We start from the raw sequence: 22,357 nt of genomic DNA on the forward strand, positions 1-22,357 counted from the left end.
CTACAATGGGGTCCCCTGTGATTGATATCGTCAGGAACCCTGGTTTCGCCCCTGCGCACAGAGGAAAACATATTCCTTGATCGTGGTCACAAACTGGCCACGGATTCGGTACTGAACATATGTTTTTCGCAGCCCAGCATATCGATCTGTGCCAGCGCGGCAATAAGGGCTCTACCCATGTGGCGCGCAATACCACACCCTTGCGCGCCAGATTCCGCTTCCCTACCGTTTCCTGCCCGCTTCAACCCGCGCCGAAGCGGCTGTCCGCCTGGCGGCGGAACTCCGAGGGCGTCATGCCCTTGATCTCCAGGAAGCGCCTGTTGAAGTTGGCCACGTTGTTGAAGCCCACCTGGTAGCAGATGTCGGCGATGAAGCTGTCGGTCTGCATGAGCAGGTGGCATGCGCTGTTGATGCGTACCCGGCTGACGAAGTCGGTGAAGCTGTTGCCCGTGGCCCGGCGGAAGAAGCGGCTGAAGCGGCTCTCGCTCATGCCCAGCTCGGCCGCCACGTCGGCCAGGCTCAGCGGCTCGCTCACGCGCGCCATGATGCGGTTGACCACCTCGTTGATCTGATCCACCTGAGCCTCGCCCTGGGCGCCCTGCATCTGCACGGCTGACAGCAGCCGGTAATCGGTGCACTCGGCAAGATCGGACAGCAGCGCGCAAAAGGCCGTGAAGCGGCGCATTCCGCGCGCACTCCTGACCGCATCCCAGTGCGCGCGCGCCGTCTGCGCCAAGCCGAAGAACTCGATGCCATGGCGCGCACGGTCCAGCAGTTGAAGCACCTCGCGCATCTCCGGGATCTGCTCGGCCGCACGGGCGATGGGGTCGTGGTTGAAAAGAATCACGTAATCGCGTGCAGGCGAGCCCCCATCGGGCGCATCGAACGAGATCCAGTTGTGCGGCAGGCGCGGGCCGCACAGCACGAGGTGGCCGGGCTCGAAGGGTCCTATCCAGTCTCCCACGAAGGCGCGGCCCGAGGTGTCGGTGATGAGGTGCAGCTCGTACTCCTCATGGAAATGCCAGCGCACCAGGGGGCTTGGGAAACCATGTGCCAGGCAGCGCACCAGGCCGCTGCCCTCCATATCCTCATAGCCCAGCGCGGGCGTCCGCACGAAATCGCGCTCCAGTTCAGGGTGACGCTGGCGGGGTGTGCGGCGGCGTGGGCTGGTCATGGCGGCGTGAAGGTTTCTGGAGAGGCCATGGGCAAACAGTATCACCAGCGGCGGCTATCCACCGCAATGGGCTGCCAGCGCGGCATCGAGTTCCGCGCGCCGGGGCGGCTGGGCACCGGCGCGCGTGCAGTTGAGCGCTGCGGCCGTTGCGGCAAAGCGCAGCACCTGGCGCCACGCGCTCTCGGGCAGCTCCTGCAACTGGCCCGGCTGCTCGACTCCCTGCTCCAGCAGCGCAACCGACAGCGCCGCGCCAAAGGTGTCGCCCGCGCCGATGGTATCCACCAGTTGCACGGCCGGCGGCTGCACCGACACAGGGGCCTGTCCTTCCCGCAGCAAGGTCGCGCCGGCCGCTCCGCGCGTGAGCACCACGGCCCGGGGACCCAGCGCCAGCCAGCGCGCGGCGGCCTCCAGCGCCGGAACGCCGGGCGCGATAAAGGCCAGATCCTCATCGCTGAGCTTGACCAGGTCTGCCTGGGCCAGCCAGCCCAGGCAGTCGCGCCGGAAGGCCTGGGCATCGCGGATCAGCGTGGGCCGCACGTTCGGGTCGAAGACGATGATGCGCCGCCCGCGCTCAGCCGCCACCAGGTCCAGGATGCGCGGCCCGACAGGGGTGTGCAGCAATGCGATGGAGCCGAACTGCAGATAGCGGCATTCGGGCGGCAACTCGGGCAGCTCGGCAGGTGCCCACAGCGTGTCCGCCGTTGCCTGCGTGTAGAAGGCATAGCGGTTGGTGCCTTGCGCATGCTCGACAAAGGCCAGCGTGCTGGGCGCGTCGCAGCGCTGCACCAGGCGCATGTCCACGCCGTTGCCCTGCAGGTGCGCGAAAAGGCGTTCGCCGAAGAGATCGCGCGACAGTTGCGAGACAAAGCCCGTGGCCTGCCCGAGCCGCGCGGCGGCCACGGCGCAGTTGGCGGGCGCGCCTCCTTCATGGCCCTGGAAGGCCAGGCCGCCCGTGGCGGTGAAATCGATCAGGGCTTCGCCCGCGATGGCTATGCGCATGCGTTCTACCTCGCTGCCTGTTGGACAAAAGCATGGACACGGTCTGTGGCACGGCGGACCGCCTCCACCAGATGCGGATGGCCCGCGGCCTCACCCCACAAGGGCACTTCGGCACACAGCGCGGCCACGGGGTCGGCGGCGGCGCAGATGGCGTGCGCCACTGCGGGGTCCATGGCCTGATCCTGGTAGGCATAGGGCAGTGTGTCATGGTGCCAGCGCTGCAGAAAAACCAGGAACAGCGCCGGCAGCATGGCCACGGCATCCATGGACGCGCCCTGCGCGATGCGCTCGCGCACCGTGGGCGCGATGAAGCCCGGGATCTTGGCAAAGCCGTCGGCCGCCACGCGCTGGTTGGTGTCGCGTATCGCAGGATTGCCGAAGCGTTCCAGCACGGTGTCGCGGTAGGCCGGCAGGTCCAGGGCCGATGCCTTGCCGGGTGTTGCAAGGCAGGGAATCACGTCCTGCGTCACATAGTCCCATGCCAGCTGGCGTATCGCCGGCACGGCACTGCCTTCGTGGATGAAGCGCAGGCCCGCCAGCGTGCCGGCCCAGGCAATGCAGCTGTGGCTGGCGTTGAGGATGCGGATCTTGGCCTCCTCGTAGGGGGCCACGGAAGACACCATCTCCACGCCCACGCGCTCCCAGGGCGGACGGCCTGCGACGAAGCGGTCCTCTATCACCCACTGTGAAAAGCTTTCGGCCGTCACGGCGGCCGCATCGTCCCAGCCCGTCGCGGCCTGCACGCGCTCGCGCAGCTCCGGCGGCGGGCGCGGGGTGATGCGGTCGACCATGGCATTCGGGCAGCTGATGTTGTGCCCTGCCCACTCAGCCAGTTCCTGCAGTTGCGCCAGTTGCATGAAGGCCAGCAGGCCGGCCAGCAGGCGATCGCCGTTGTGGCGCAGGTTGTCGCAGCTCAGCAGTGTGACCGGGCCTGCATGTGCACAGCGGCGCAACTGCAGGATGGCGCACAGCACGCCATAGATCGTCTCTCCGACCTGCCCCTGTCGCATGCGGCCGATGTCGGCCGCAAGCTCCGGGCTGCCGGTGTCCAGCACGCCGCTGCCATCGAGGTAGTAGCCAGCCTCGGTCACGGTGAGGGAGATGACACGTGTGCAGGGGCTGGCTCCGCGCGCGATCACGGCGGCCAGCCCGGGCGCATGGGGGATCACTTCGCGCAGGGCCTCGATGCGTTGGTAGCGCACCGATCCGCCAGGCGAAATCGTCTCCAGTGTGTAAGCCCCTCCCTGGCGCGCCAGCGCCTCCAGCGTCTGCGCCATGTCGGAGCGCAGGTTGGCCCCCACCAGCTCCCATTGCGTATCCCCCGCATCGATCAGCCGCTGTTGATAGGCGGCCTGGTGCGCACGGTGAAAGGAACCCAGGCCCAGGTGCAGCACCGTGGGTCTGGAAAGATGCGGAACAATCGCGTTCATGGTGACCAGAGGGAGATGAGGAAGAAAGGATGACTGCTCCGGGCAGCCTCTCGGAGCGAAGCGCTCAGGCGCCTGCCAGCGTGCGTCCCTGGCGGTCGAACAGGTGCAGTGCGCACCCGGTGTCCAGCGCGACGGACACCGCGTCGCCCACGGCCAGTGGCGTGCGCTCGGCCTGGCGCGCAATGAGCTGCGCACCGCCCACGCTGACATGGATCAGCGTGTCGGCGCCCAAGGCCTCGATCAGGTCCACGCGGCCCATGACCTGTCTCTGTGCAGCGGCATCGGTTGCAACCTGCGCTCTGGCCACGCGCAAGGCCTCGGGGCGTATGCCCAGCGTGCCGTCGGCGGGCAGGCGGCCCTGCGTGGCCCCGGAGAACACGGGCAGTGCCCCGGCGGCGATCAGGTTCATCGACGGCATGCCGATGAACTGCGCAACGAACTGGTTGGCCGGATGGTCGTAGAGCGCCAGGGGCGCGCCCACCTGTTCGATGCAGCCATCGCGCAACACCACCACGCGGTCGGCCAGGGTCATGGCCTCGACCTGGTCATGGGTGACATAGATGGTGGTAGCGCCCAGCGCCTTGTGCAGCTTGTGGATTTCCACCCGCGTGTTGCCGCGCAGCGCCGCATCGAGGTTGGACAGCGGCTCGTCGAACAGGAACACCTTGGGCGCACGCACGATGGCCCGGCCTATGGCCACGCGCTGACGCTGCCCCCCGGACAGGTCGCGCGGCTTGCGTTCCAGATAGGGTGTGAGGTTGAGCGTCTCGGCCGCCTGCCCGACCTTTCGGCGTATCTCCTCTTTCGGCACGCCGGCCAGGCGCAGCGCGAAGGACATGTTGTCGTACACGCTCATGTGCGGATACAGCGCATAGCTCTGGAACACCATTGCCAGGTCGCGCTCGCCCGATGGCGCATGCGTGATGTCGCGCCCGTCGAGCAGCAACTGCCCCGAAGTGATGCTCTCCAGCCCAGCGATCAGGCGCAGCAGCGTGGACTTGCCGCAGCCCGAAGGCCCGACGAAGACGATGAATTCGCCGCGCTCGATGGCGAGGTCCACGCCGCGGATGATCTGCGCCTCTCCGAAGCGCTTGCGTATGTCCTGAAGTTGCAGATAGGCCATGGTTTTCCTTGTGCAGCACAAAGCCGCGAAATGGATGCCGGACGGCTACTTGACGGCGCCAAAGGTCATGCCCTGCACCAGTTGCTTCTGGCTGAACCAGCCGAACACCACGATGGGGGCGATGGCGATCAGCGAAGCGGCCGAGAGCTTGGCCCAGAACAGCCCTTCGGGGCTGGCATACGAGGCGATCAGCGTGGCCAGCGTGCCGGCCCGGGCGCTGCTCAGGTTCAGCGACCAGAAGGCCTCGTTCCAGCTCAGCACCAGGCACAGCAGCCCGGTGGAGGCAATGCCGCCCACAGCCAGCGGCAGCACCACATGGCGGAACTCGGCCCACAGGCCTGCGCCATCCATGCGCGCCGCTTCCAGGATCTCGTTGGGGATGTCCTTGAGCGCGCTGTAGAGCATCCAGACCATGATGGGCAGGTTGGACAGCGTGAAGACGATGACCAGCACGGTGAGCGAATCCAGCAAGCCCGCCCCTTGCGCCAGCACATAGATGGGCAGCAGGGCCCCCACGGCCGGCATCATCTTGGTCGAGAGCATCCACATGAGCACGTCGCGCGTGTGGCGGCTGCGAAAGAACGCCATGGAGTAGGCAGCAGGCACGGCGATGGCCAGGCCGATCAGGGTCGAGGCCAGGCTGGTGATCAGCGAATTGCGCGCATACAGCAGGTAGTCGCTGCGCTGCTGCACTTCGCCGAAGTTGGCCAACGTGGGCTCGAACACGAACAGCGGCGGCACGGCAATGGCCTGCAGTTCCGTCTTGAAGGCCGTCAGGAACAGCCAGGCCAGCGGAAAGAACAGCAGCAGTGCCACGGCCCATGCCGCAGCGGCGCGCACCAGGGTGGAGGAACTTGTTTTCATCATGCCCTCAGTCCAGGCTCTTGCCCACGATGCGGATCAGGAAGAGAGAGACGATGTTGGCCAGCACCACGGCAAACAGTGCACCGGCCGAGGCCACACCCACGTCGAAGTTCATCAGCGACTGCTTGTAGATCAGGTAGGTCAGGTTGGTGCTCTCGTTGCCGGGCCCACCTGCCGTGGTGATGGCAATCTCGGCGAACACGCTGAGCAGGAAGATCATCTCGATCATCACTACCACCGCCATGGGCCGCGCCAGATGGGGCAGCGTGAGGTAGTAAAAGCGCTGCAGGGCGTTGGCGCCATCCATGCGCGCCGCCTCCATCTGCTCGCGGTCCAGCGACTGCAGCGAGGTGATGAAGATCAGGCAGGCGAAGGGCAGCCATTGCCAGGACACCATGACGATGACGGACAGCAGCGGCATCTCGGTGAGCCAGTCCACGGGCTGCAGTCCGACGGCCCTCCACAGGCTGGCCAGCACGCCATAGATCGGGTTCATCATCATGTGCTTCCACAGCAGCGCATTGACCGTGGGCATCACGAAGAACGGCGAGATCAGCAGCACCCGCACGACGCCACGCCCCGGAAACGGCTCGTTGATCAGCAAAGCGATCAGCACGCCCAGCACCAGGGTGATCAGCACCACGCTGGCCAGGAAGTTCAGCGTGTTCCACACGGCGGGCAGGAAGTCCGGATCGGTGATGAAGAAGGCGTAGTTGTCCCAGCCGGCGAAGCGGTGCTCGCCCGGCTGCATGAGGTTGTAGTTGACGAGCGAGAAATAAATCGTCATCAACAAGGGCACGAGCATCCAGCACAGCAGCACGGCCACGGCGGGCGCCATCAGGGCGCGGGGCAGCAGGCGCCTGGCGGACGCCGCCCTGTCGGGAGTCCTATCGGCCCTCATTTGTAGTAGCCGCTTTTCCTCATCTCGCGTTCGGCCAGCGTCTGCGAGGTACTGAGTGCCTGCTCCACCGTGACCTTGCCCGACAGCGCAGCGCTCATCTGCTGGCCCACGGCAATGCCAATGGCCTGGAACTCTGGAATCGCAACGTACTGCACGCCGGCATAGGGCGACTTGGGCTCGGTCGCATCGGTCAGGCTCACGCTGTCGATGGCCCGCTTCTCGGCTGCGGCAAAGCCCGCCACCTTCTGGAACTCGGCATTGGCATAGGTGGACTGGCGCGTTCCTGTGGGCACGGCACGCCAGCCGTGCTCCTGCGCAACCAACTGCACATACTCCCTGGAGGTGGCCCACTTCACGAAGACCTGGGCCGCATCGGCCTTCTTCGAGCTGGAGGGAATGGCCAGGTTCCAGGTCCACAGCCAGGTCGATCCCTTGGGCGTGCTGGCCATGGGTGCGGCCGCATAGGCCACCTTGTCGGCCACCTTGGATTGCTTGGGGTCGCTCACGAAGGAGGCGGCGATGCTCGCATCCACCCAGGCGCCGCACTTGCCCTCGTTGAACAGCGCCAGGTTTTCATTGAAGCTGTTGGCCGAGGCGCCCGGGGGGCCATAGGCCTTCATCAGGTCCACATAAAAACCCACGGCCTTCTTCCAGGCGGGTGTGTCGATCTGCGGCTTCCACTGCATGTCGAACCATTGGCCGCCGAAGGTATTGGCCATGGTGGTGATCAGGGCCATGTTGTCCCCCCAGCCCGGCTTGCCGCGCAGGCAGATGCCGTAGACCCCGGCCTTGGGATCGTGGACCTTGGAGGCGAACTCCCGGACCTGCTCCCAGGTGGGCTTGTCGGGCATCTGAAAACCCGCCTTGTCCGCCAGGTCCTTGCGGTACATGAGCATGGAGCCTTCGCCATAGAAGGGCGAGGCATAGAGCTTGCCTTCGTAGGACAGGCCTTCGCGGATGGCGGGCAGCAGATCGGCCGCGTCATAGGCGGCATCGGTGGCAATGGGCTGCAGCCAGCCCTTCTTCGACCAGATCGGCACCTCGTAGATGCCCACGGTCATCACATCGAACTGGCCGCCCTTGGTGGCGATGTCGGTGGTCACGCGCTGGCGCAGCACGCCTTCTTCCAGCGTCACCCATTTGAGCGTGATGTCGGGGTGGGCCTTCTCGAACCGGGGGGTGAGCTTTTGCATCTCGATCATGTGGCCGTTGTTCACGGTGGCGATCACGAGTTCGGTGCCGGCGAGTGCGCCCGCTGCGGCAGTGGCCATGGCCCATGTGAGGCTGGCCTTGAGCAAGCTGTGCATTTTTGTCTCCTTGTTCCCTGGTCTTCGAATGCTGGATCACCGCGCCTCCCATCCCGGCTGCGGATGAGGCATTGTGGCGACGGCCTCGTGCCTGGACTGGTACGACAGATGCGCCTTTCGATACTTTTATGCGCAGCCAAGCCGGTGATATCCCTTAGCCGATGCATCAAACCATTTGCCGCTGCTGCGGTGCGTCCCGACCTCCTAGAATTCCGTTCATCCGCATCTCCGAGACAGACCATGGCCGTGCAGCGCATCCCTGTTCCACCGAGTGCACTCGGCGAGTCCCCCTTCTGGCACCCGCAGGAACACCGGCTCTACTGGTGCGATATCCAGGACCGGCACATCCATTCCTGGGAGCCCGCCACAGGCCTGCACCGCAGCTGGGCCACGCCCAGCGAACCGGGCTGCTGCGCTCCCACGGACCGGGGCCGCATCGTGGTGGGGCTGCGCGATGGCTTCGGCCTGCTGGACACCGCCACGGGACACACCGAAATGATCGCCCGCCTGGACCATGATCCGCAGCAGCTGCGGCTCAACGACGGGCGCTGCGACCGCGCCGGGCGGCTGTGGGCGGGGTCACTGTTCTCGCCCAAGACGGCGCCCGATGCCGCGCTGTGGTGCCTTCGCGCGGACGGCTCCGGAGGCTACGCCGTTCAGCGCATGGCAGGCGACTGCACCACGGCCAATGGCCTGGCCTTCAGCCCCGATGACGACTGGATGTACTGGGCAGACACGCCAGCCCACCGCATAGACCGCTTTGCCTTCGACCTGGACTCCGGCACGCTGGGCACGCGCTCTCTGTGGAAGGCCTTCGCCCCCAAGGCCGAGGGCAGGCTCTATGGCGGCCGCCCCGACGGCGCCAGCGTCGACGTCCGGGGCAACTACTGGGTGGCCATGTACGAAGGCGGCTGCGTGCTGCAACTGAGCCCCGAGGGCGATGTGCTGCAGCGCCTGGACACGCCCGTGCGCTGCCCCACCATGGTCTGCTTTGGGGGGGAGGACCTGCGTACGCTGTACATCACCTCGGCCGGACACGGCCGGCCCGATCCGGAGCGATCGGCGCAGGTGCCTGCCGGCGCACTGATGGAGTGCCGTGTCGATGTGCCGGGCCTGCCGGTGAACAGCTTCCGCGAAGCCTGAGCCTGCACAGCCCCGGCAACGTGTTGCCAGGGGCGTCAGGCCCGCATGCGCTGCAGCAGTCCTGCGGTCGATGCATCGAGCTCCGCCACATCACCGCTGGCCAGGCGCTGCTGCAGGTCGCGCGCCAGCAGCTTGCCCAGTTCCACCCCCCACTGGTCGAAGCTGTTGAGGCCCCACAGCGCGCCCGCCACGAACACGCGGTGCTCCTGCAAGGCGATCAGCGCACCCAGCGCCGCCGGCGTGAGCGCATCCAGCAGTACAAAGGTACTGGGCCGGTTGCCCGGGAAGTGGCGATGGCCATCATCGCAGGAACGCCCCTGCATCAAGGCCTGGGCCTGGGCCAGGGCGTTGGCCAGCAGTTGCTCATGGTGGCCCTGCAGGCCGTGCGACGGCCGCTGCACGGCGATGATCTCCAGCGGCACGATGTCCGTCCCCTGGTGCAGCATCTGGAAGAAGGCATGCTGCCCATCCGTACCAGGCTCGCCCCAGAGCACGGGGGCTGAGCCCAGCGCCAGCGGCCGGCCCTGGCGGTCCACGCGCTTGCCATTGCTCTCCATCTCCAGTTGCTGCAGATAGGCCGGCAGGCGCCGCAGGCCTGCGTGGTAGGGCGCAATGCAGCGGCTGGCAAAGCCCAGCAGATTGCGGTTCCAGACATCGAGCAGGCCCAGACGCACGGGCAGGTTGGCCTGCAGCGGTGCCGTGCGGAAATGGTGGTCCATGGCATGCGCGCCAGCCAACAGGTCGCGGAATGCCGCAGCTCCCACGGCGAGGGCCACGGGCAGCCCGATCGCCGACCACAGCGAATAGCGCCCGCCCACCCAGTCCCAGAAGCCGAAAGTGGTGGTGATGCCCATCTGCGCAGCCGCCGAGGCATTGGTGGTCAGCGCCACGAAATGCCGCGCCACATCTTCACCGCCCTGCGCATGGAACCATTGCAGCGCGCTCCGCGCATTGGTCAGCGTCTCCTGCGTGTTGAAGACCTTGGAGGCCACGATGAACAGCGTGCTGCGCGGCTGCAGCCCATCAAGCACCGATTGCAGCTCATGCCCATCCACGTTCGAGACGAAGTGCATGCGCCGCCGTGCATCGCACATTCCCTGCAACGCCTGCACGGCCATCTGCGGCCCCAGGCCCGATCCGCCGATCCCCATGCACACCACATCGGTGATGCCGGCATCGGCCCTCACGCGCTCGGCATAGGCCAGCATGGCATCCAGCGTTTCGTGCACCTGGGCCAGGGCCCATGCCAGGCCCGGCGGCGACTCGCCGCGCGGGCAGCGCAGTAGCGCGTGCAGCACGGCGCGGCCCTCGCTGCCGTTGACGTGCTCGCCGGCGAACATGGCATCGCGCTGCTGCTCCACTGCGCACTCGCGCGCCAGACGCAACAGCAGCGCCTCGGCCGGGGCATCCCAGAGGTTCTTGGACAGGTCTGCAAAACAGTGTGGCGCCTCCTGGCTGAAGTGCGCGAACCGGCCGGGATCATCGGCAAAGGCGTGGCGCAGATCGAAGCCCTTGCGCAGGGCCAAGGCATGGTGGTGCAGCGCAGGCCAGACAGTGGCATGGTCGCAGCGCGGGGGCTGGGGAATGACGGACAGCATGGGATGAAAGTAATCTGATTACCAAATCGACAACACATCTCTGGAACAAAATCTCAATACCTTCCTATAATTTATCCGATTCTTCAAAATTTTGGTAACCAAGTTACCAAAAATAGACACACCAACTTGTGGAGACAGCATGGGTTTCGATCTGGTTTTGTTCGGTGGCACGGGTGATCTCGCATGGCGCAAGCTCATGCCCGCGCTATTCCAGGCGTTCCGCCACGGCACCCTCCCCGAGGGGGGACGCATCCTGTGCGTGGGTCGCGATGATCTGAGTGACGACCAGTACCGCGCGCTCATTCAGGGCCGCTTCGAAAAGGTGGAACTGTCCAAGCGCCCCAGTCCAGAGGAGTTCTCGCGTTTCGCGGCCCTGCTGCACTACCTGCGCATGGACCTGTCGCAACCCGCCGACTACGAGCGCCTGGCCACGGCGCTGAACACCCGCGGCGCCGAGACGGTGGTGATGTACCTGGCCACTGCGCCCAGCCTGTTCACCACGGTCTGCGAGCAGATTGCCGCCGTGGGCCTGAATGGCCCGCAGACGCGCGTGGTGCTGGAAAAGCCGCTGGGCCACGACCTGGCCTCCAACCAGGCCATCAACGCCACGCTGCGTAAGGTCCTGCGCGAAGAGCAGGTGTTTCGCATAGACCACTACCTGGGCAAGCCCTCGGTCCAGAACCTGCTGGCCCTGCGCTTCGGCAACGCCCTGTTCGAGCCACTGTGGCGGCGCGAGACCATTGCCAACATCCAGATCACCATTGCCGAGGAACTGGGCGTGGAAAGCCGTGGCGCCTTCTACGACCAGACCGGCGCGCTGCGCGACATGGTGCAAAACCATGCCTTGCAACTGCTGTGCGCCATCGGCATGGAGCCGCCGATCAACGCCTCGGCCCACGCCATCCGCGACGAAAAGCTCAAGGTGCTGCAGTCGCTCAAGCCCTGGACGCCGGAAACCCTGAGCCAGCACGTGGTGCGCGGCCAGTATCTGGCCGGCGCCAGCCAGGGCCAGCCCGTGCCCGCCTACCAGCAAGAGAAAGGCGTGGCGGCCGGCAGCCAGACCGAGACCTTCGTCGCCCTGCGCACCGAGATCTGCAACTGGCGCTGGGCCGGCGTGCCCTTCTACATCCGCACCGGCAAGCGGCTGGCAGGAAGGGATGCGCGCATCGTCGTGAACTTCCGGCCCGTGCCCCATCCCATCTTCCGCTCGCCCCTGTCCGAAGCCAACCGGCTGGTCATCAACCTGCAGCCCAAGGACGGCCTGGAGCTGCACCTGCTGGCCCAGGGCGCCACCCAGCAGCAGGCCGAGCCTTCGCTGGCCCCTGTACACCTGAACCTGGACTTCGACCAGCGCTTCGGCGCCAAGCGCGTGGGCGCCTACGAACGCCTGCTGCTGGACGTGATCGCCGGGCGGCTGAACCTGTTCGTGCGCAGCGACGAGCAGGAACAGGCCTGGCGCTGGGTGGAACCCATACTGCAGCACTGGCGCAACGATCTCTCGGGGCCGCGCGGCTATGCGGCAGGCAGTTGGGGGCCCAGCGCGGCCAGCGCGATGATTGCGCGGGATGGTTTTTGTTGGAGCGAGGAGGTTTGAGGCTCCCCCTGAGGCGCTGCGCGCCTTCCCCCTCTCTCGCTGCGCGGGAGGGGGACGACACCCTCGGTGCGGGGCGGCCCTTCCTCGGTGTCCCTGGGGTGGGCCGCGACAGTTTCATACGCCGCGCCTGCATATGGCGCCACGCAGTTGGCATATGGCCCGTGAGAAACGTTGAATCATGGGGGAACCTACAATGAGGCCCCGAGAGACTGACCACACCATGAATCCTGCTGCGCCGGCTGCCGATGCCGCCCCCACCTCCTCCCTGATCGATCCCAAGCTCGCCATGGGATGGATGCACACGACGCGCTTTTTGACGACGGCTGCGCAACTGCACCATCTTCCCAAGGTCGATGTGCCCGAGATCGCGTTCGTGGGCCGCTCCAATGCCGGCAAGTCCACCTGCATCAACACGCTGACGCAGCAAAAGCAGCTGGCCTTCGCCTCGAAGAAGCCCGGCCGCACGCAGCACATCAACCTGTTCTCCCTGGGCAAGCAGGGCGTGACCGACGCCGTGCTGGCCGATCTGCCCGGCTACGGCTACGCCGCCGTGTCGCGCACGGACAAGCAGCGCTGGCAGCGCGTGATGCTGAACTACCTGGTCAGCCGCGAGAGCCTGACGGGCATCGTGCTGCTGTGCGATCCGCGACTGGGCCTGACCGAACTCGACGAAGCCTTGCTCGATGCCCTGCGCCCGCGCGTGCAGGAGGGCCTGAAGTTCCTCGTGCTGCTGACCAAGGCAGACAAGCTCACGCGCGCCGAGCAGGCCAAGGTGCTGTCCATCACGCGGCTCAATGCCGGCGGTGGCGAGGTGCGCATGTTCTCCGCGCTGAAGAAGCAAGGTGTGGACGAGGTGGCCCAGCTGCTGTGGCACTGGAGCCATCCCGAAGGGCTGGCCCAGCCGGCCGCCGCTGCACCGCAGGAGAACGTCGCAGCCGCGACGCCCGGCGAGAGCGACAGCCCCCAAGATTAGCGCCCGGAGGCGCTCGTGTAGCCAGCGCCCCGCAAGGAGCGCAACATGGTGACCACCTGCATTCGTGAGCTGCCTCACGGCATCCATCTGCACTGCCGCGTCAGCGGCGAACCCGGCCGGCCGTTGCTGCTGTTCCTGCACGGCTTTCCCGAAGGCAGCTTCATCTGGGAAGGCATGCTGGAGCAGTTCGGCACGCAATGGCGTTGCGTCGCCCCCGATCTGCGGGGCTTTGGCCGTTCCAGCCAGCCGGCCGGCGTGGAGCAGTACAAGGCCAAGCACCTGCTGCAGGATCTGGCGGCGCTGATCGCCATCGAAAGCCCTGGCGCACCCGCAGCCTGCGTGATCGCCCACGACTGGGGCGGTGCCCTGGCCTGGGGTCTGGCCAATCGCCATCCCGGGCTGATGCAGCGGCTGATGATCCTCAACGCCCCGCATCCAGGCGCCTTTCTGCGCGAGTTGCTGGACAACCCCGTGCAGCAGGCCGCAAGCCAGTACATGCATTTCCTGCGCCGCCCCGATGCGCCCGCCCTGCTGGCCGACAACAACTGGCAGCGCATGCTGGGATTTTTCCGCACACCGCAGGGCGAGCTGCCCGGCTGGCTCACGCCGCAGCTGCAGCAGCGCTACCGCGAGCACTGGGACCTGGGCGTGCAAGGCTCCTGCCACTACTACGGCGCCAGTCCCCTGGTGCCGCCCCGGCCCGAAGATCCGGCCTCAGCCGACGCACTGCGCAACCTGAGGCTGCCGCCCGAGATGCTGGACATCGGCGTGCCCACGCATGTGCTCTGGGGCGACAGCGACCCGGCGCTGCAGCCTGCCCTGGTCGAAGGTCTGGAGCCGTGGGTGCCGCGCCTGACGGTGCAGCACCTGGCAGGCACTTCGCACTGGGTCGTGCACGAGCAGCCCGATGCGGTGCGGCAAGCGCTGGAGCAGTTCCTGTCCCGCCCCGTTCAGTAGACCGAAGGCTCGCCCTCGGGCCGGGTCTTGAAGCGCCTGTGCACCCAGTAGTACTGGTCGGGCATGGTGCGAATCACCGCTTCCAACTCGCGGTTCATGCGTGCCGTGTCGGCCTCGGCATCGTCGGTGGGAAAGTCCGTCCAGGCCGGCGTGATCTCGGCCACGTAGCCCGTGGGCGTCATGCGCGTATACATGCCCAGCACCTTGGCCCGGCCCAGGCGTGCAAAGCGCGACAGCGAGGGGATGGTGGCCGCGTTCACGCCGAAGAAGGGCACGAAGACCGAGTCGTTGCGGCCGAAGTCCATGTCGGGCAAAAGGTACAGCAGCCCGCCCTTGCGCAGGCTGGAGATGATGGGCTTGACCCCGTCGGCGCGGTTGAGCATGCGCACATCGCCAAAGCGCTGGCGCCCCGACATGAACCACTCATCGACCGCCGGGTCCGGGTGGGTGGAAAAAATCGAGGTGAAAGGCCGCGTGGTGTGCAGCGGCAGCGCCAGGCCACCCGCATCCATGCTGTAGAAATGCGGCGCGAACAGGATGGTGGGCGTATCGCCATCGAGCTCATGCACGGCGCCCTGCAGCTTCACGCGCTCGGCCACCACCTCGCGCGGCGCGGCCCACAGCCAGCTGCGGTCCAGCCAGGTCTGGCAAAAGACGATGAAGTTGCTGCGCGCCAGCTCCACGCGCTGCGCCTCGGTCAGCTCGGGAAAGCACAGCGCAAGATTGCGCAGCGCCACCTTGCGGCGCGGAGCCGCCAGCACGAACAGCACACGCCCCAGAAACGCACCCAGCCCCCGCAGCCACGGCAGCGGCATCCAAGCCAGCGATCGCATCAGCCACACGCCGATGCGCCCGCTCATGCACCCACCTCGCCGGCAGCTGCTTCACGGCGCGGCTGCTTGTAGCGCGCATAGCCCCACAGGTATTGCTGCGGGCATTGGCGGATGGTGTGTTCCATCGCCTCGTTGATCTGCTGCACCGCAGCTTCCAGATTCTCGGACAAGGGCACGGGCAACTCCTCAAGATACAGCGCATAGCCCCGCCCCCAGGACAAGCGCTCACAACGGGCCACGATCACCGCGGCCCCCGTCTGCAACGCCAGGCGCGCCGCCAGCGTCATCGTATAGGCATCACGGCCGAAGAACGGCGACCAGACGCCCTGCCCCTCGGGCGGAACCTGGTCTGGCAGCAGCCCCACTGCCATGCCCTTGCGCAGCGCCTTGATCATCTGTCGCACGCCGGCCAGCGTGGTCGGCACGGCCTGCACGCCGGGGCGGTTGCGCGCCGTCTCCATGACGCGGGCCAGCCAGGGCTGGCGCGCGGGACGGTAAAGAATGGTGATCTCGCCATGCTCGGCCGACCATTGCCGCGCCGCCTGCTGCACAGACAGCTCGAAGCAGCCCAGGTGCGGCGTCAGAAAGATGATGCCGCGCCCGGCCGCGTAGGCCCGGCGCACGCATTCCTCGTTGTGCATCTCGCAGCTCGGCTGCCTGCCCATCCACATGCGCGGCAGCTCCGCCACCATGCGCCCCGCATGTCCCACAGCCGGCGCCACGGCGCCGAGGCCGTAGCCGGCCTGCCGGGCGTTGGCCAGAAAGCGGCGCCGGTACGTGGCCGAAGCGGCGAACGCCACCCAGCCCATGAGCGCGCCAAGGGGGTGCAATAGCCACAAAGGCAGTGCAGCAAACAGTCGGAACAGGGATGGCATTAAAATGATGGGTGTCGCTGAGTTAACTGAGCAACTTGCAGAGCGACGTTAAACAATTTCTGCTAAAGCGTTCGCCAGAGCTCCTGCAGCTTGGGCAGCGCCCAGCAAAAAAGCTGCAACCAAGGAGTTTATTCATATGGCGAACGACTTTCTTTTCACCTCGGAATCCGTCTCTGAAGGCCATCCGGACAAGGTGGCTGACCAGATCTCTGACGCGATCCTGGACGCCATTTTCGCCCAAGACCCGTACAGTCGCGTGGCGGCTGAGACGCTGACCAACACGGGCCTGGTGGTTTTGGCAGGTGAGATCACCACCGGCGCAAACGTCGACTACATCCAGGTCGCACGCGACACCATCAAGCGCATCGGCTACGACAACACCGACTACGGCATCGATTACAAGGGCTGCGCCGTGCTCGTGGCCTACGACAAGCAAAGCCAGGACATCGCCCAGGGCGTGGACAAGGCCAGCGATGACGAGCTCAACACCGGCGCCGGCGACCAGGGCCTGATGTTCGGCTACGCCTGCGACGAGACGCCCGAGCTGATGCCCGCGCCCATCTACTACGCGCACCGCCTCGTCGAGCGCCAGGCCCAACTGCGCAAGGACGGCCGCCTGCCCTTCCTGCGCCCCGACGCCAAGAGCCAGGTGACCATGCGCTACGTGGACGGCAAGCCCCACAGCATCGACACCGTGGTGCTGTCCACCCAGCACAGCCCCGACCAGTCGGAAACCGCCACCAAGATGAAGGCCAGCTTCACCGAAGCCATCATCGAGGAAATCATCAAGCCCGTGCTGCCCTCCGAGTGGCTGCAGGACACCAAGTACCTGATCAACCCCACGGGCCGCTTCGTTGTCGGCGGCCCCCAGGGCGATTGCGGCCTGACCGGCCGCAAGATCATCGTCGACACCTACGGCGGTGCCTGCCCCCATGGTGGCGGCGCCTTCAGCGGCAAGGACCCGACCAAGGTGGACCGCAGCGCCGCCTACGCTGCGCGCTACGTGGCCAAGAACATCGTGGCCGCCGGCCTGGCGCGCCAGTGCCAGATCCAGGTGGCCTACGCCATCGGCGTGGCTCGCCCGATGAACATCACGGTCTACACCGAAGGCACGGGCGTCATCCCCGACGCCGAGATCGCCAAGCTGGTGGCCGCCCACTTTGACCTGCGCCCCAAGGGCATCATCCAGATGCTGGACCTGCTGCGCCCCATCTACAGCAAGACCGCCGCCTACGGCCACTTCGGCCGTGAAGAGCCCGAGTTCTCCTGGGAGCGGACGGACAAGGCAGCCGTGTTGCGCGCTGCAGCCGGCCTGTAAGCAAAATGCCAGGGGCGCTTGCCCCACCTGATGGCCTCCCGGCCCCATGCCGTGCCTGCCGCGACATGGGGCTTTTTTCATCGCGGGCCTTCTCACAACACTCACATCACTTGACGCAGCAGGCGCAGTAACCGGGTTTCACGGCTGTTAAACTGCCTGCGCTTTTCCCATGAGAGGCCATTTGCAAGGCCAACCCATCCAAGCTCCGCCACATCCGAGACAAGACAAGAAGCAATGGCTGCCTCCCCCAAAGCGATCTACTGGTTCAGTGCCCTTCTTTTGCTGGCCATATTGGGCGTTTACCTGCCCGGCCTGAACAACGGGCTGTTGTTCGACGATATGCGCCTGACGGATGGAACGATCTTCGGCAACTACGGCAGCCTGCTGGATTTCAAACAGCGCACGCTGTCGTATGGCAGCTTCGTCTGGATCGAACAGCTCTTTGGAGCCGGCTGGTGGAAGCAGCGCGTCTTCAATATCGCCTTGCATCTCGCAACCGTAGCGGCTTTGTATGCACTGTTCAAGGCCCTGCTGACGCAGACGCGCTTTCCGCATGACATCGAAGAGCAGCCCCATTTCCTCGCATCGCGCGATGCAGCCCTGCAGTTGGGCCTGATCCTTTTTGCACTGAACCCCGTCGCGGTCTACGCCGTTGGATACCTGGTGCAGCGCTCCATCGTCATGGCAACGCTGTTCGCGGTGCTGGCATGCTGGGCCTTTGTGCGCGGGCTTCAGAGCGGGCGCGCCCTGTGGCATGTCGCGGCATTCATCTGCTATGTGCTTGCCGTACTGTCCAAGGAGCATGCTTTTCTGACAGTCGCCATGGTGGTGCCGCTCTATATCTTTGTGCGGCGCCCCGGCCTGAAGGCTGCCATGGTCATTGTGGGAATGGCCTTGCTGCTGCTGGCCGTTGCCTCGGCGGCAGTCTTTCATTTCTTCGGCAGTCTGGTGGGCCAGATTTTCGATGAGCAATCCCAGGGCTATGCAAGGCAATTGGAAGCCCTTCAACCCGGCATCACCTCTCGGATCTATCCCCTGAGCATCCTCAACGAGGCAGCCCTTTTCTTTGCCTATGGCTTTCTGTGGATCGTTCCCTATGCGGGCTGGATGTCCATCGATCTGCGACCGGCATTTCCTCTCGGCTTCGGCTCGATCTGGCACCTAGCCGGCGCGCTCGGTTACCTGGCCCTGCTGTCCTGCTCGATCTGGGCCGTGCTCAGGCGTCCCGGTGTCATTGGCCTGGTCGCGCTCTGCCTCCTGTTTCCCCTGCTCTGGTACGCGACCGAATTCGCCACGGTCTGGCTGCAGGACCCCTTCGTTCTGTATCGCAGCTATCTGTGGGCTGTGGCCATCCCGGGATTGGCGGCCATTGCGCTGACGGGGGTCAAACCACGCACCATCTACATCGTCGGCATCGTCATCGGCGTGGTGTTCGGAGCCCTCGCTTTCGAACGCGTGCTCTCTCTTCAGGATGTAGGCACATCCTGGGCCGATGCCGCTGAAAAAATCGACAAAAAAGCCCCCGCCAATGCCGTGGGACGTGGCCGTGCCTTCCTGAACGTAGGAACAGCACACGCAGACAAGGGCATGCTCGACCAGGCGCTGCAGGACTTCGCCACGGCCAACGCACTTGGAGACCTGGGAGGCAATGCGCTGTTCAACATGGGTGCTGTGCTTTCTCAGCAGAAGAAATTCTCCGAAGCCCTGAATGCCTTCTGGGCAGCACAATCAAAGGGCTTCAACGGCCAAGCTCTGCATTACCAAAAAGCCGAGGCGCTTTTGGCCCTGGGCCAACCTCGCGAAGCACTCCAGGAATACACCAAAGCACTCTCAGCGCCTGCGGAAGATACTGCCAGCGCCAAGCAGATGGAGCAAACCCTTCGCCTCAAGCGTGCAGAAACAGCCATCGGGGCTCAGCAATATCAGGTAGCCCTTGATGACTTTCAAATTCTGCTGAAAACCTCGCCTAGCGCCCCTCGATTGATTGTCGGGATGGGTCTGGCCTTGATTGGCAAGGGCGAAAGTGCCCAAGCCAAGGAATTACTCAAACCGCTGGTAGCCCGCGACCCTAGCGCACCTGCGCTGTACGGTCTTGCCATGGCCTATCACGGCCAAGGAAATCTGACTGAAGCCCTGAAATACTTGGACCAGGCCATTCGGCGGGAGCCTCAAAATCCGCAATATAGGCAAATCCGTAACCAGTTGAGCCAACAGTCGGCGGCCAAACCCCAGCCAGCGAAGTAAGGCCCTCTGCAATGGCCCTGCGCATACTTCACGTCGGCAAATTCTTCCCCCCCTACCGAGGCGGCATGGAAGTCTTTCTGGCCGACCTGATACACGAGCAACGACGCCAGGGTGTCGATGCCCATGCCCTGGTCCATGGTGATCCGGAGCCGGACGATCCACCGTGGCTGGAGCGCGTGCCCGTGCAGTTCAACCTTGTCTATGCCCCCATGGCCATGGGATTCCGGCGCGCACTGGGCCGCGCCATCGAACGCATTCAGCCCGACGTACTGCACCTGCATCTGCCCAACAACTCGGCGCTTTGGGCACTGACCCTGCCCATCGCGCGGCGCGTGCCCTGGGTCATCCACTGGCACTCCGATGTGGTGGTGTCCAACATCAAGTGGTCCGTGGCATTGGCCTACATGCTGTACCGGCCGTTCGAGCAGGCCTTGCTGGAACGCGCCCAACAGGTATTCGCAACGTCGCCACCCTATCTTGAGGCCAGCAATGCCCTGCGTACCTGGCGCAGCAAATGCGAGATCGTTCCGCTGGGCCTGAACCTCGAAACCATTCCTGCACCAGCATCGCTGCAGCACAGCCAAGGCTGGCGCCCCGACACCCGGCTGCGCCTGTTGTCCATCGGGCGGCTGACCTACTACAAAGGCTTCGAGACCTTGATCCGAGCCGTCTCGGCCATGCCAGGCGTGGAGTTGCTGATCGCGGGAGAAGGCGAGCTGCGAGCATCCCTGGAAGAGCTGATACGCCAATGCACTCCTGAGGGCAGACAGGCCAGTGTGCGACTGGTGGGCTCGGTGTCGGACGAGGAAAAACATGCCTTGTTTGCAGAGTGCGACATCTTCTGTCTTGCCTCGCGCGAACGTACGGAAGCTTTCGGCATCGTATTGCTGGAGGCCATGCTGCACGGTAAGCCCTGCCTGGTAACCGACCTCCCCGGTTCGGGCATGCCCTGGGTAGTCGCCCACTCGCACGCCGGCCTGCATGTACCGTTTGAAGACATTGATGCCTGGCGCAGCAGCATTGCTCGCCTGCAGCACGACACGGCCCTCAGGCAGCGGCTGGGCCAATCGGGCTACAAGGCCTTGCATCGGTTTTTCAGCATCGGCCCCTGTGAACGAAGCGTGGCGCGCCACTACCGCAGCCTGGCCCCCGACACCCGCCCGGCAAGAGCACGCCAGGACTTGCTGGTTGTCATTTCCACGCGCAACAACGAAGCCGAGATTGCGCACCTGATACGTCGCGTGCATGCATTGGTCGAGGCCAGCGTCCTCGTCGTGGACAACCGCAGCACAGATGCCACCTGCCATGAAGCCGAGCAATGCGGCGCCAGGGTACTGCGCCCCTTGCTGGCAATGACCAATTGGGGCAGCCTGCAGACCGGCCTGCGCTACGCGCAGACCCATGGGTTCCAGACCGTCGTCACCATCGACGCTGAAGGTCGCTATGAGGTGGAGGAGCTGCCCACGCTGCTGGCACAACGCCAGCAGGCGGACATGGTCGTAGCCTACTTCGCCGAGCGCAACAGCCTGGTGCGCCGCATTGCGTGGCAATGGTTCCGCTGGTTGACAGGTTTTGGCCTGCGGGATTTCGTTTCTGGATTCAGGCTGTACAACCGGCAGGCGCTGGAGGTTGCGAGCTCCACCGAAGCGACCATGCTCGACTATCAGGATATCGGGACGTTGCTGCTGATGCGCCGCCAGGGTCTGCGCATTGCGGAGGTGGCACTGCCTTTGCATACGGCAAAGGTCAACAGATCGAAGATCTTCCGGTCATGGGGCAACGCGGTCCGCTACGTGGCCGTGTCTTCGCTGTTGAGCATTGCCCATGGCAAGACCCGAAGCGGCTCGGCTTGCCCTCCCTCGATTTAGCGGCGTACTCGCGTGTACACGCCCACAGTCTGCTCCGTGCACTGATCCCAGGAAAACTGTGCGGCCCGAACCAGCCCCTTGGCCCGTGCTGAATCCTGCCACTGGGTATCGCTCAGGCAAGCCCTTAGCTGATACGCGATATCTTCCACCTGCATCGGATCGGCCAGACGGGCTGCTCCTGCCGTAATTTCCGGCATGCAAGACGTGTTGGAGGTCAGAACCGGCACTCCGCTGGCCATCGCCTCAACCAAGGGCAGGCCAAATCCTTCATACAACGATGGATAGGCAAACAATAGCGCTCCGGCATACAGCAAGGGGAGCTGAGCTTGGTCCACAAAGCGCAGATAGTGCATCCACCCTTCGTCCTGAGCGATGACCATCTGCTGATGTATATCTTCCGAACTCCAGCCTTTCGAGCCAGCTACGACCAGGGGAAAGTTGTGCCTTAGCTCCAGCGGCAAACTGCCATAGGCCTTCAGCAGACGCCCCAGGTTCTTCCTGGGCTCGATCGTGCCCACATAGAGCGAATATCCGTGATATCGCAGCTTCCACTGCGAGAGCACATGCTCCACATCCTCCCTTGATCTGGGGTGGTACGCAGAATCGACGCCCAGACCGATCGCCGTCACGTTTTCAGGAGCCCAGTCATAACGTTCGAGAAACTCCTGACGGACGGCTTCCGAATCGGTAATGACATGGTCCGTACGCCGCATGCTGGCGCCGAAGGCAAGATTCAGGAAATCGATCCGCGCTGGAGGATGAAACTGCGGATGCAGCACATGCGAGAGATCATGCACGGTGCTGACTGCCGCACCATCGAATGGAGGAACGACGTAGTTGGGAGAGTGGTACACGGCATGCTTGTTGCCACGTAGGCGCCATCCGTACAAGGTGGGCGTTATAGCCTGATAGGCACGGACGGCCAACCGATTAGACACCAGGCGGCCGCGCAATGTCATCCTTTCCTGAGCGGGGTGCTCCAGACCAGAAAAAGGATCACTCACCCAGCGCCCCATCGAAAAATACCGCAGCCGCCTGATACGAGAATTCACAGCCAAGCGCTTGGCCAACTCATAGCTGTATCGCCCAATCCCCGTCAGAGGGGGATTGAGGATATCGGTTGCCAAAATCACATCCAAGGTCATCAACTGCTTTC

18 protein-coding genes are annotated in these 22,357 nt (G+C 64.9%); 7 read left to right on the forward strand and 11 right to left on the reverse strand.

Features of this window, described 5'->3' with window-relative positions; all coding sequences use genetic code 11:
• Positions 1-241: 241 nt before the first annotated feature.
• The 7 genes from DA1_RS09470 to DA1_RS09500 all read right to left on the reverse strand — a co-directional run bounded on the left by DA1_RS09470 (position 242) and on the right by DA1_RS09500 (position 7,798).
• Positions 242-1,174: an AraC family transcriptional regulator gene (locus DA1_RS09470; protein ID WP_016450966.1), complete on the reverse strand. Its 933-nt coding sequence runs from the start codon at positions 1,172-1,174 to the stop codon at positions 242-244.
• A 54-nt stretch (positions 1,175-1,228) separates the two neighbouring features.
• The gene (locus DA1_RS09475; RefSeq protein WP_034397009.1) at positions 1,229-2,173 is read right to left on the reverse strand and encodes a carbohydrate kinase family protein; all 945 of its coding nucleotides are present in this window, start codon (positions 2,171-2,173) and stop codon (positions 1,229-1,231) included.
• A 5-nt stretch (positions 2,174-2,178) separates the two neighbouring features.
• Complete coding sequence (gene dalD / locus DA1_RS09480) at positions 2,179-3,603, reverse strand: D-arabinitol 4-dehydrogenase (protein WP_034397010.1); 1,425 nt, start codon at positions 3,601-3,603, stop codon at positions 2,179-2,181.
• A 64-nt stretch (positions 3,604-3,667) separates the two neighbouring features.
• Entirely contained in the window at positions 3,668-4,726 is a 1,059-nt protein-coding gene (locus tag DA1_RS09485) for an ABC transporter ATP-binding protein (protein WP_034397011.1), read from the reverse strand.
• A gap of 45 nt (positions 4,727-4,771) precedes the next feature.
• The gene (locus tag DA1_RS09490; protein ID WP_012207392.1) at positions 4,772-5,590 is read right to left on the reverse strand and encodes a carbohydrate ABC transporter permease; all 819 of its coding nucleotides are present in this window, start codon (positions 5,588-5,590) and stop codon (positions 4,772-4,774) included.
• A 7-nt stretch (positions 5,591-5,597) separates the two neighbouring features.
• Positions 5,598-6,491 carry a carbohydrate ABC transporter permease gene (locus DA1_RS09495; protein WP_051940972.1) on the reverse strand — a complete coding sequence of 298 codons (894 nt, stop codon included), beginning with the start codon at positions 6,489-6,491 and terminating at the stop codon, positions 5,598-5,600.
• Positions 6,488-7,798 (reverse strand): ABC transporter substrate-binding protein, encoded by a 1,311-nt coding sequence (locus DA1_RS09500; protein WP_034397013.1) that lies wholly within the window; start codon positions 7,796-7,798, stop codon positions 6,488-6,490. Before DA1_RS09500 ends, DA1_RS09495 begins: the two co-directional genes overlap by 4 nt.
• Before the next feature lie 240 nt (positions 7,799-8,038).
• Between DA1_RS09500 and DA1_RS09505 the strand changes: the two genes are divergently transcribed.
• The gene (locus DA1_RS09505) at positions 8,039-8,941 is read left to right on the forward strand and encodes an SMP-30/gluconolactonase/LRE family protein (RefSeq protein ID WP_034397014.1); all 903 of its coding nucleotides are present in this window, start codon (positions 8,039-8,041) and stop codon (positions 8,939-8,941) included.
• Between the two features lie 35 nt (positions 8,942-8,976).
• Here DA1_RS09505 and pgi read toward each other — a convergent pair whose 3' ends face one another.
• Positions 8,977-10,539 (reverse strand): glucose-6-phosphate isomerase, encoded by a 1,563-nt coding sequence (gene pgi / locus DA1_RS09510; RefSeq protein ID WP_034397015.1) that lies wholly within the window; start codon positions 10,537-10,539, stop codon positions 8,977-8,979.
• A 139-nt stretch (positions 10,540-10,678) separates the two neighbouring features.
• On the opposite strand from pgi, the gene zwf reads away from it, so the two are divergent.
• The 3 genes from zwf (at position 10,679) to DA1_RS09525 (ending at position 14,063) form a co-directional block, all read left to right on the forward strand.
• A complete protein-coding gene (zwf, locus tag DA1_RS09515; RefSeq protein WP_012207397.1) occupies positions 10,679-12,133 on the forward strand; it encodes a glucose-6-phosphate dehydrogenase in 1,455 nt (484 codons plus the stop codon).
• A 220-nt stretch (positions 12,134-12,353) separates the two neighbouring features.
• Entirely contained in the window at positions 12,354-13,106 is a 753-nt protein-coding gene (gene yihA / locus DA1_RS09520) for a ribosome biogenesis GTP-binding protein YihA/YsxC (RefSeq protein ID WP_034397016.1), read from the forward strand.
• Between the two features lie 45 nt (positions 13,107-13,151).
• Positions 13,152-14,063: an alpha/beta fold hydrolase gene (locus DA1_RS09525; RefSeq protein ID WP_034397017.1), complete on the forward strand. Its 912-nt coding sequence runs from the start codon at positions 13,152-13,154 to the stop codon at positions 14,061-14,063.
• Here DA1_RS09525 and DA1_RS09530 read toward each other — a convergent pair.
• Together DA1_RS09530 and DA1_RS09535 are read right to left on the reverse strand one after the other, a co-directional pair.
• Complete coding sequence (locus DA1_RS09530; protein ID WP_034397018.1) at positions 14,057-14,923, reverse strand: lysophospholipid acyltransferase family protein; 867 nt, start codon at positions 14,921-14,923, stop codon at positions 14,057-14,059. The two genes, DA1_RS09525 and DA1_RS09530, sit on opposite strands and share 7 nt — an antisense overlap.
• On the reverse strand, positions 14,920-15,771 hold the full coding sequence (locus DA1_RS09535; RefSeq protein ID WP_080736965.1) for a lysophospholipid acyltransferase family protein: 852 nt from the start codon (positions 15,769-15,771) through the stop codon (positions 14,920-14,922). The genes DA1_RS09530 and DA1_RS09535 overlap by 4 nt, the downstream gene beginning before the upstream one ends.
• Before the next feature lie 136 nt (positions 15,772-15,907).
• Between DA1_RS09535 and metK the strand changes: the two genes are divergently transcribed.
• From metK to DA1_RS09550, 3 genes are all read left to right on the forward strand, one after another.
• Positions 15,908-17,089 (forward strand): methionine adenosyltransferase, encoded by a 1,182-nt coding sequence (gene metK / locus DA1_RS09540; protein ID WP_034397020.1) that lies wholly within the window; start codon positions 15,908-15,910, stop codon positions 17,087-17,089.
• Positions 17,090-17,323: 234 nt separating this feature from the next.
• Positions 17,324-19,333, forward strand: a complete 2,010-nt coding sequence (locus DA1_RS09545; protein WP_034397021.1) for a tetratricopeptide repeat protein — start codon at positions 17,324-17,326, stop codon at positions 19,331-19,333.
• A gap of 65 nt (positions 19,334-19,398) precedes the next feature.
• Complete coding sequence (locus DA1_RS09550; RefSeq protein WP_230590938.1) at positions 19,399-21,201, forward strand: glycosyltransferase; 1,803 nt, start codon at positions 19,399-19,401, stop codon at positions 21,199-21,201.
• Here the strand turns inward: DA1_RS09550 and DA1_RS29550 are convergent.
• Positions 21,198-22,346: a glycosyltransferase family 4 protein gene (locus DA1_RS29550; RefSeq protein ID WP_080736966.1), complete on the reverse strand. Its 1,149-nt coding sequence runs from the start codon at positions 22,344-22,346 to the stop codon at positions 21,198-21,200. The genes DA1_RS09550 and DA1_RS29550 overlap by 4 nt on opposite strands.
• Positions 22,347-22,357: the final 11 nt, after the last annotated feature.

The sequence above is a fragment of the Delftia acidovorans NBRC 14950 genome, from assembly GCF_001598795.1.
Classification (GTDB): domain Bacteria; phylum Pseudomonadota; class Gammaproteobacteria; order Burkholderiales; family Burkholderiaceae_C; genus Comamonas; species Comamonas acidovorans.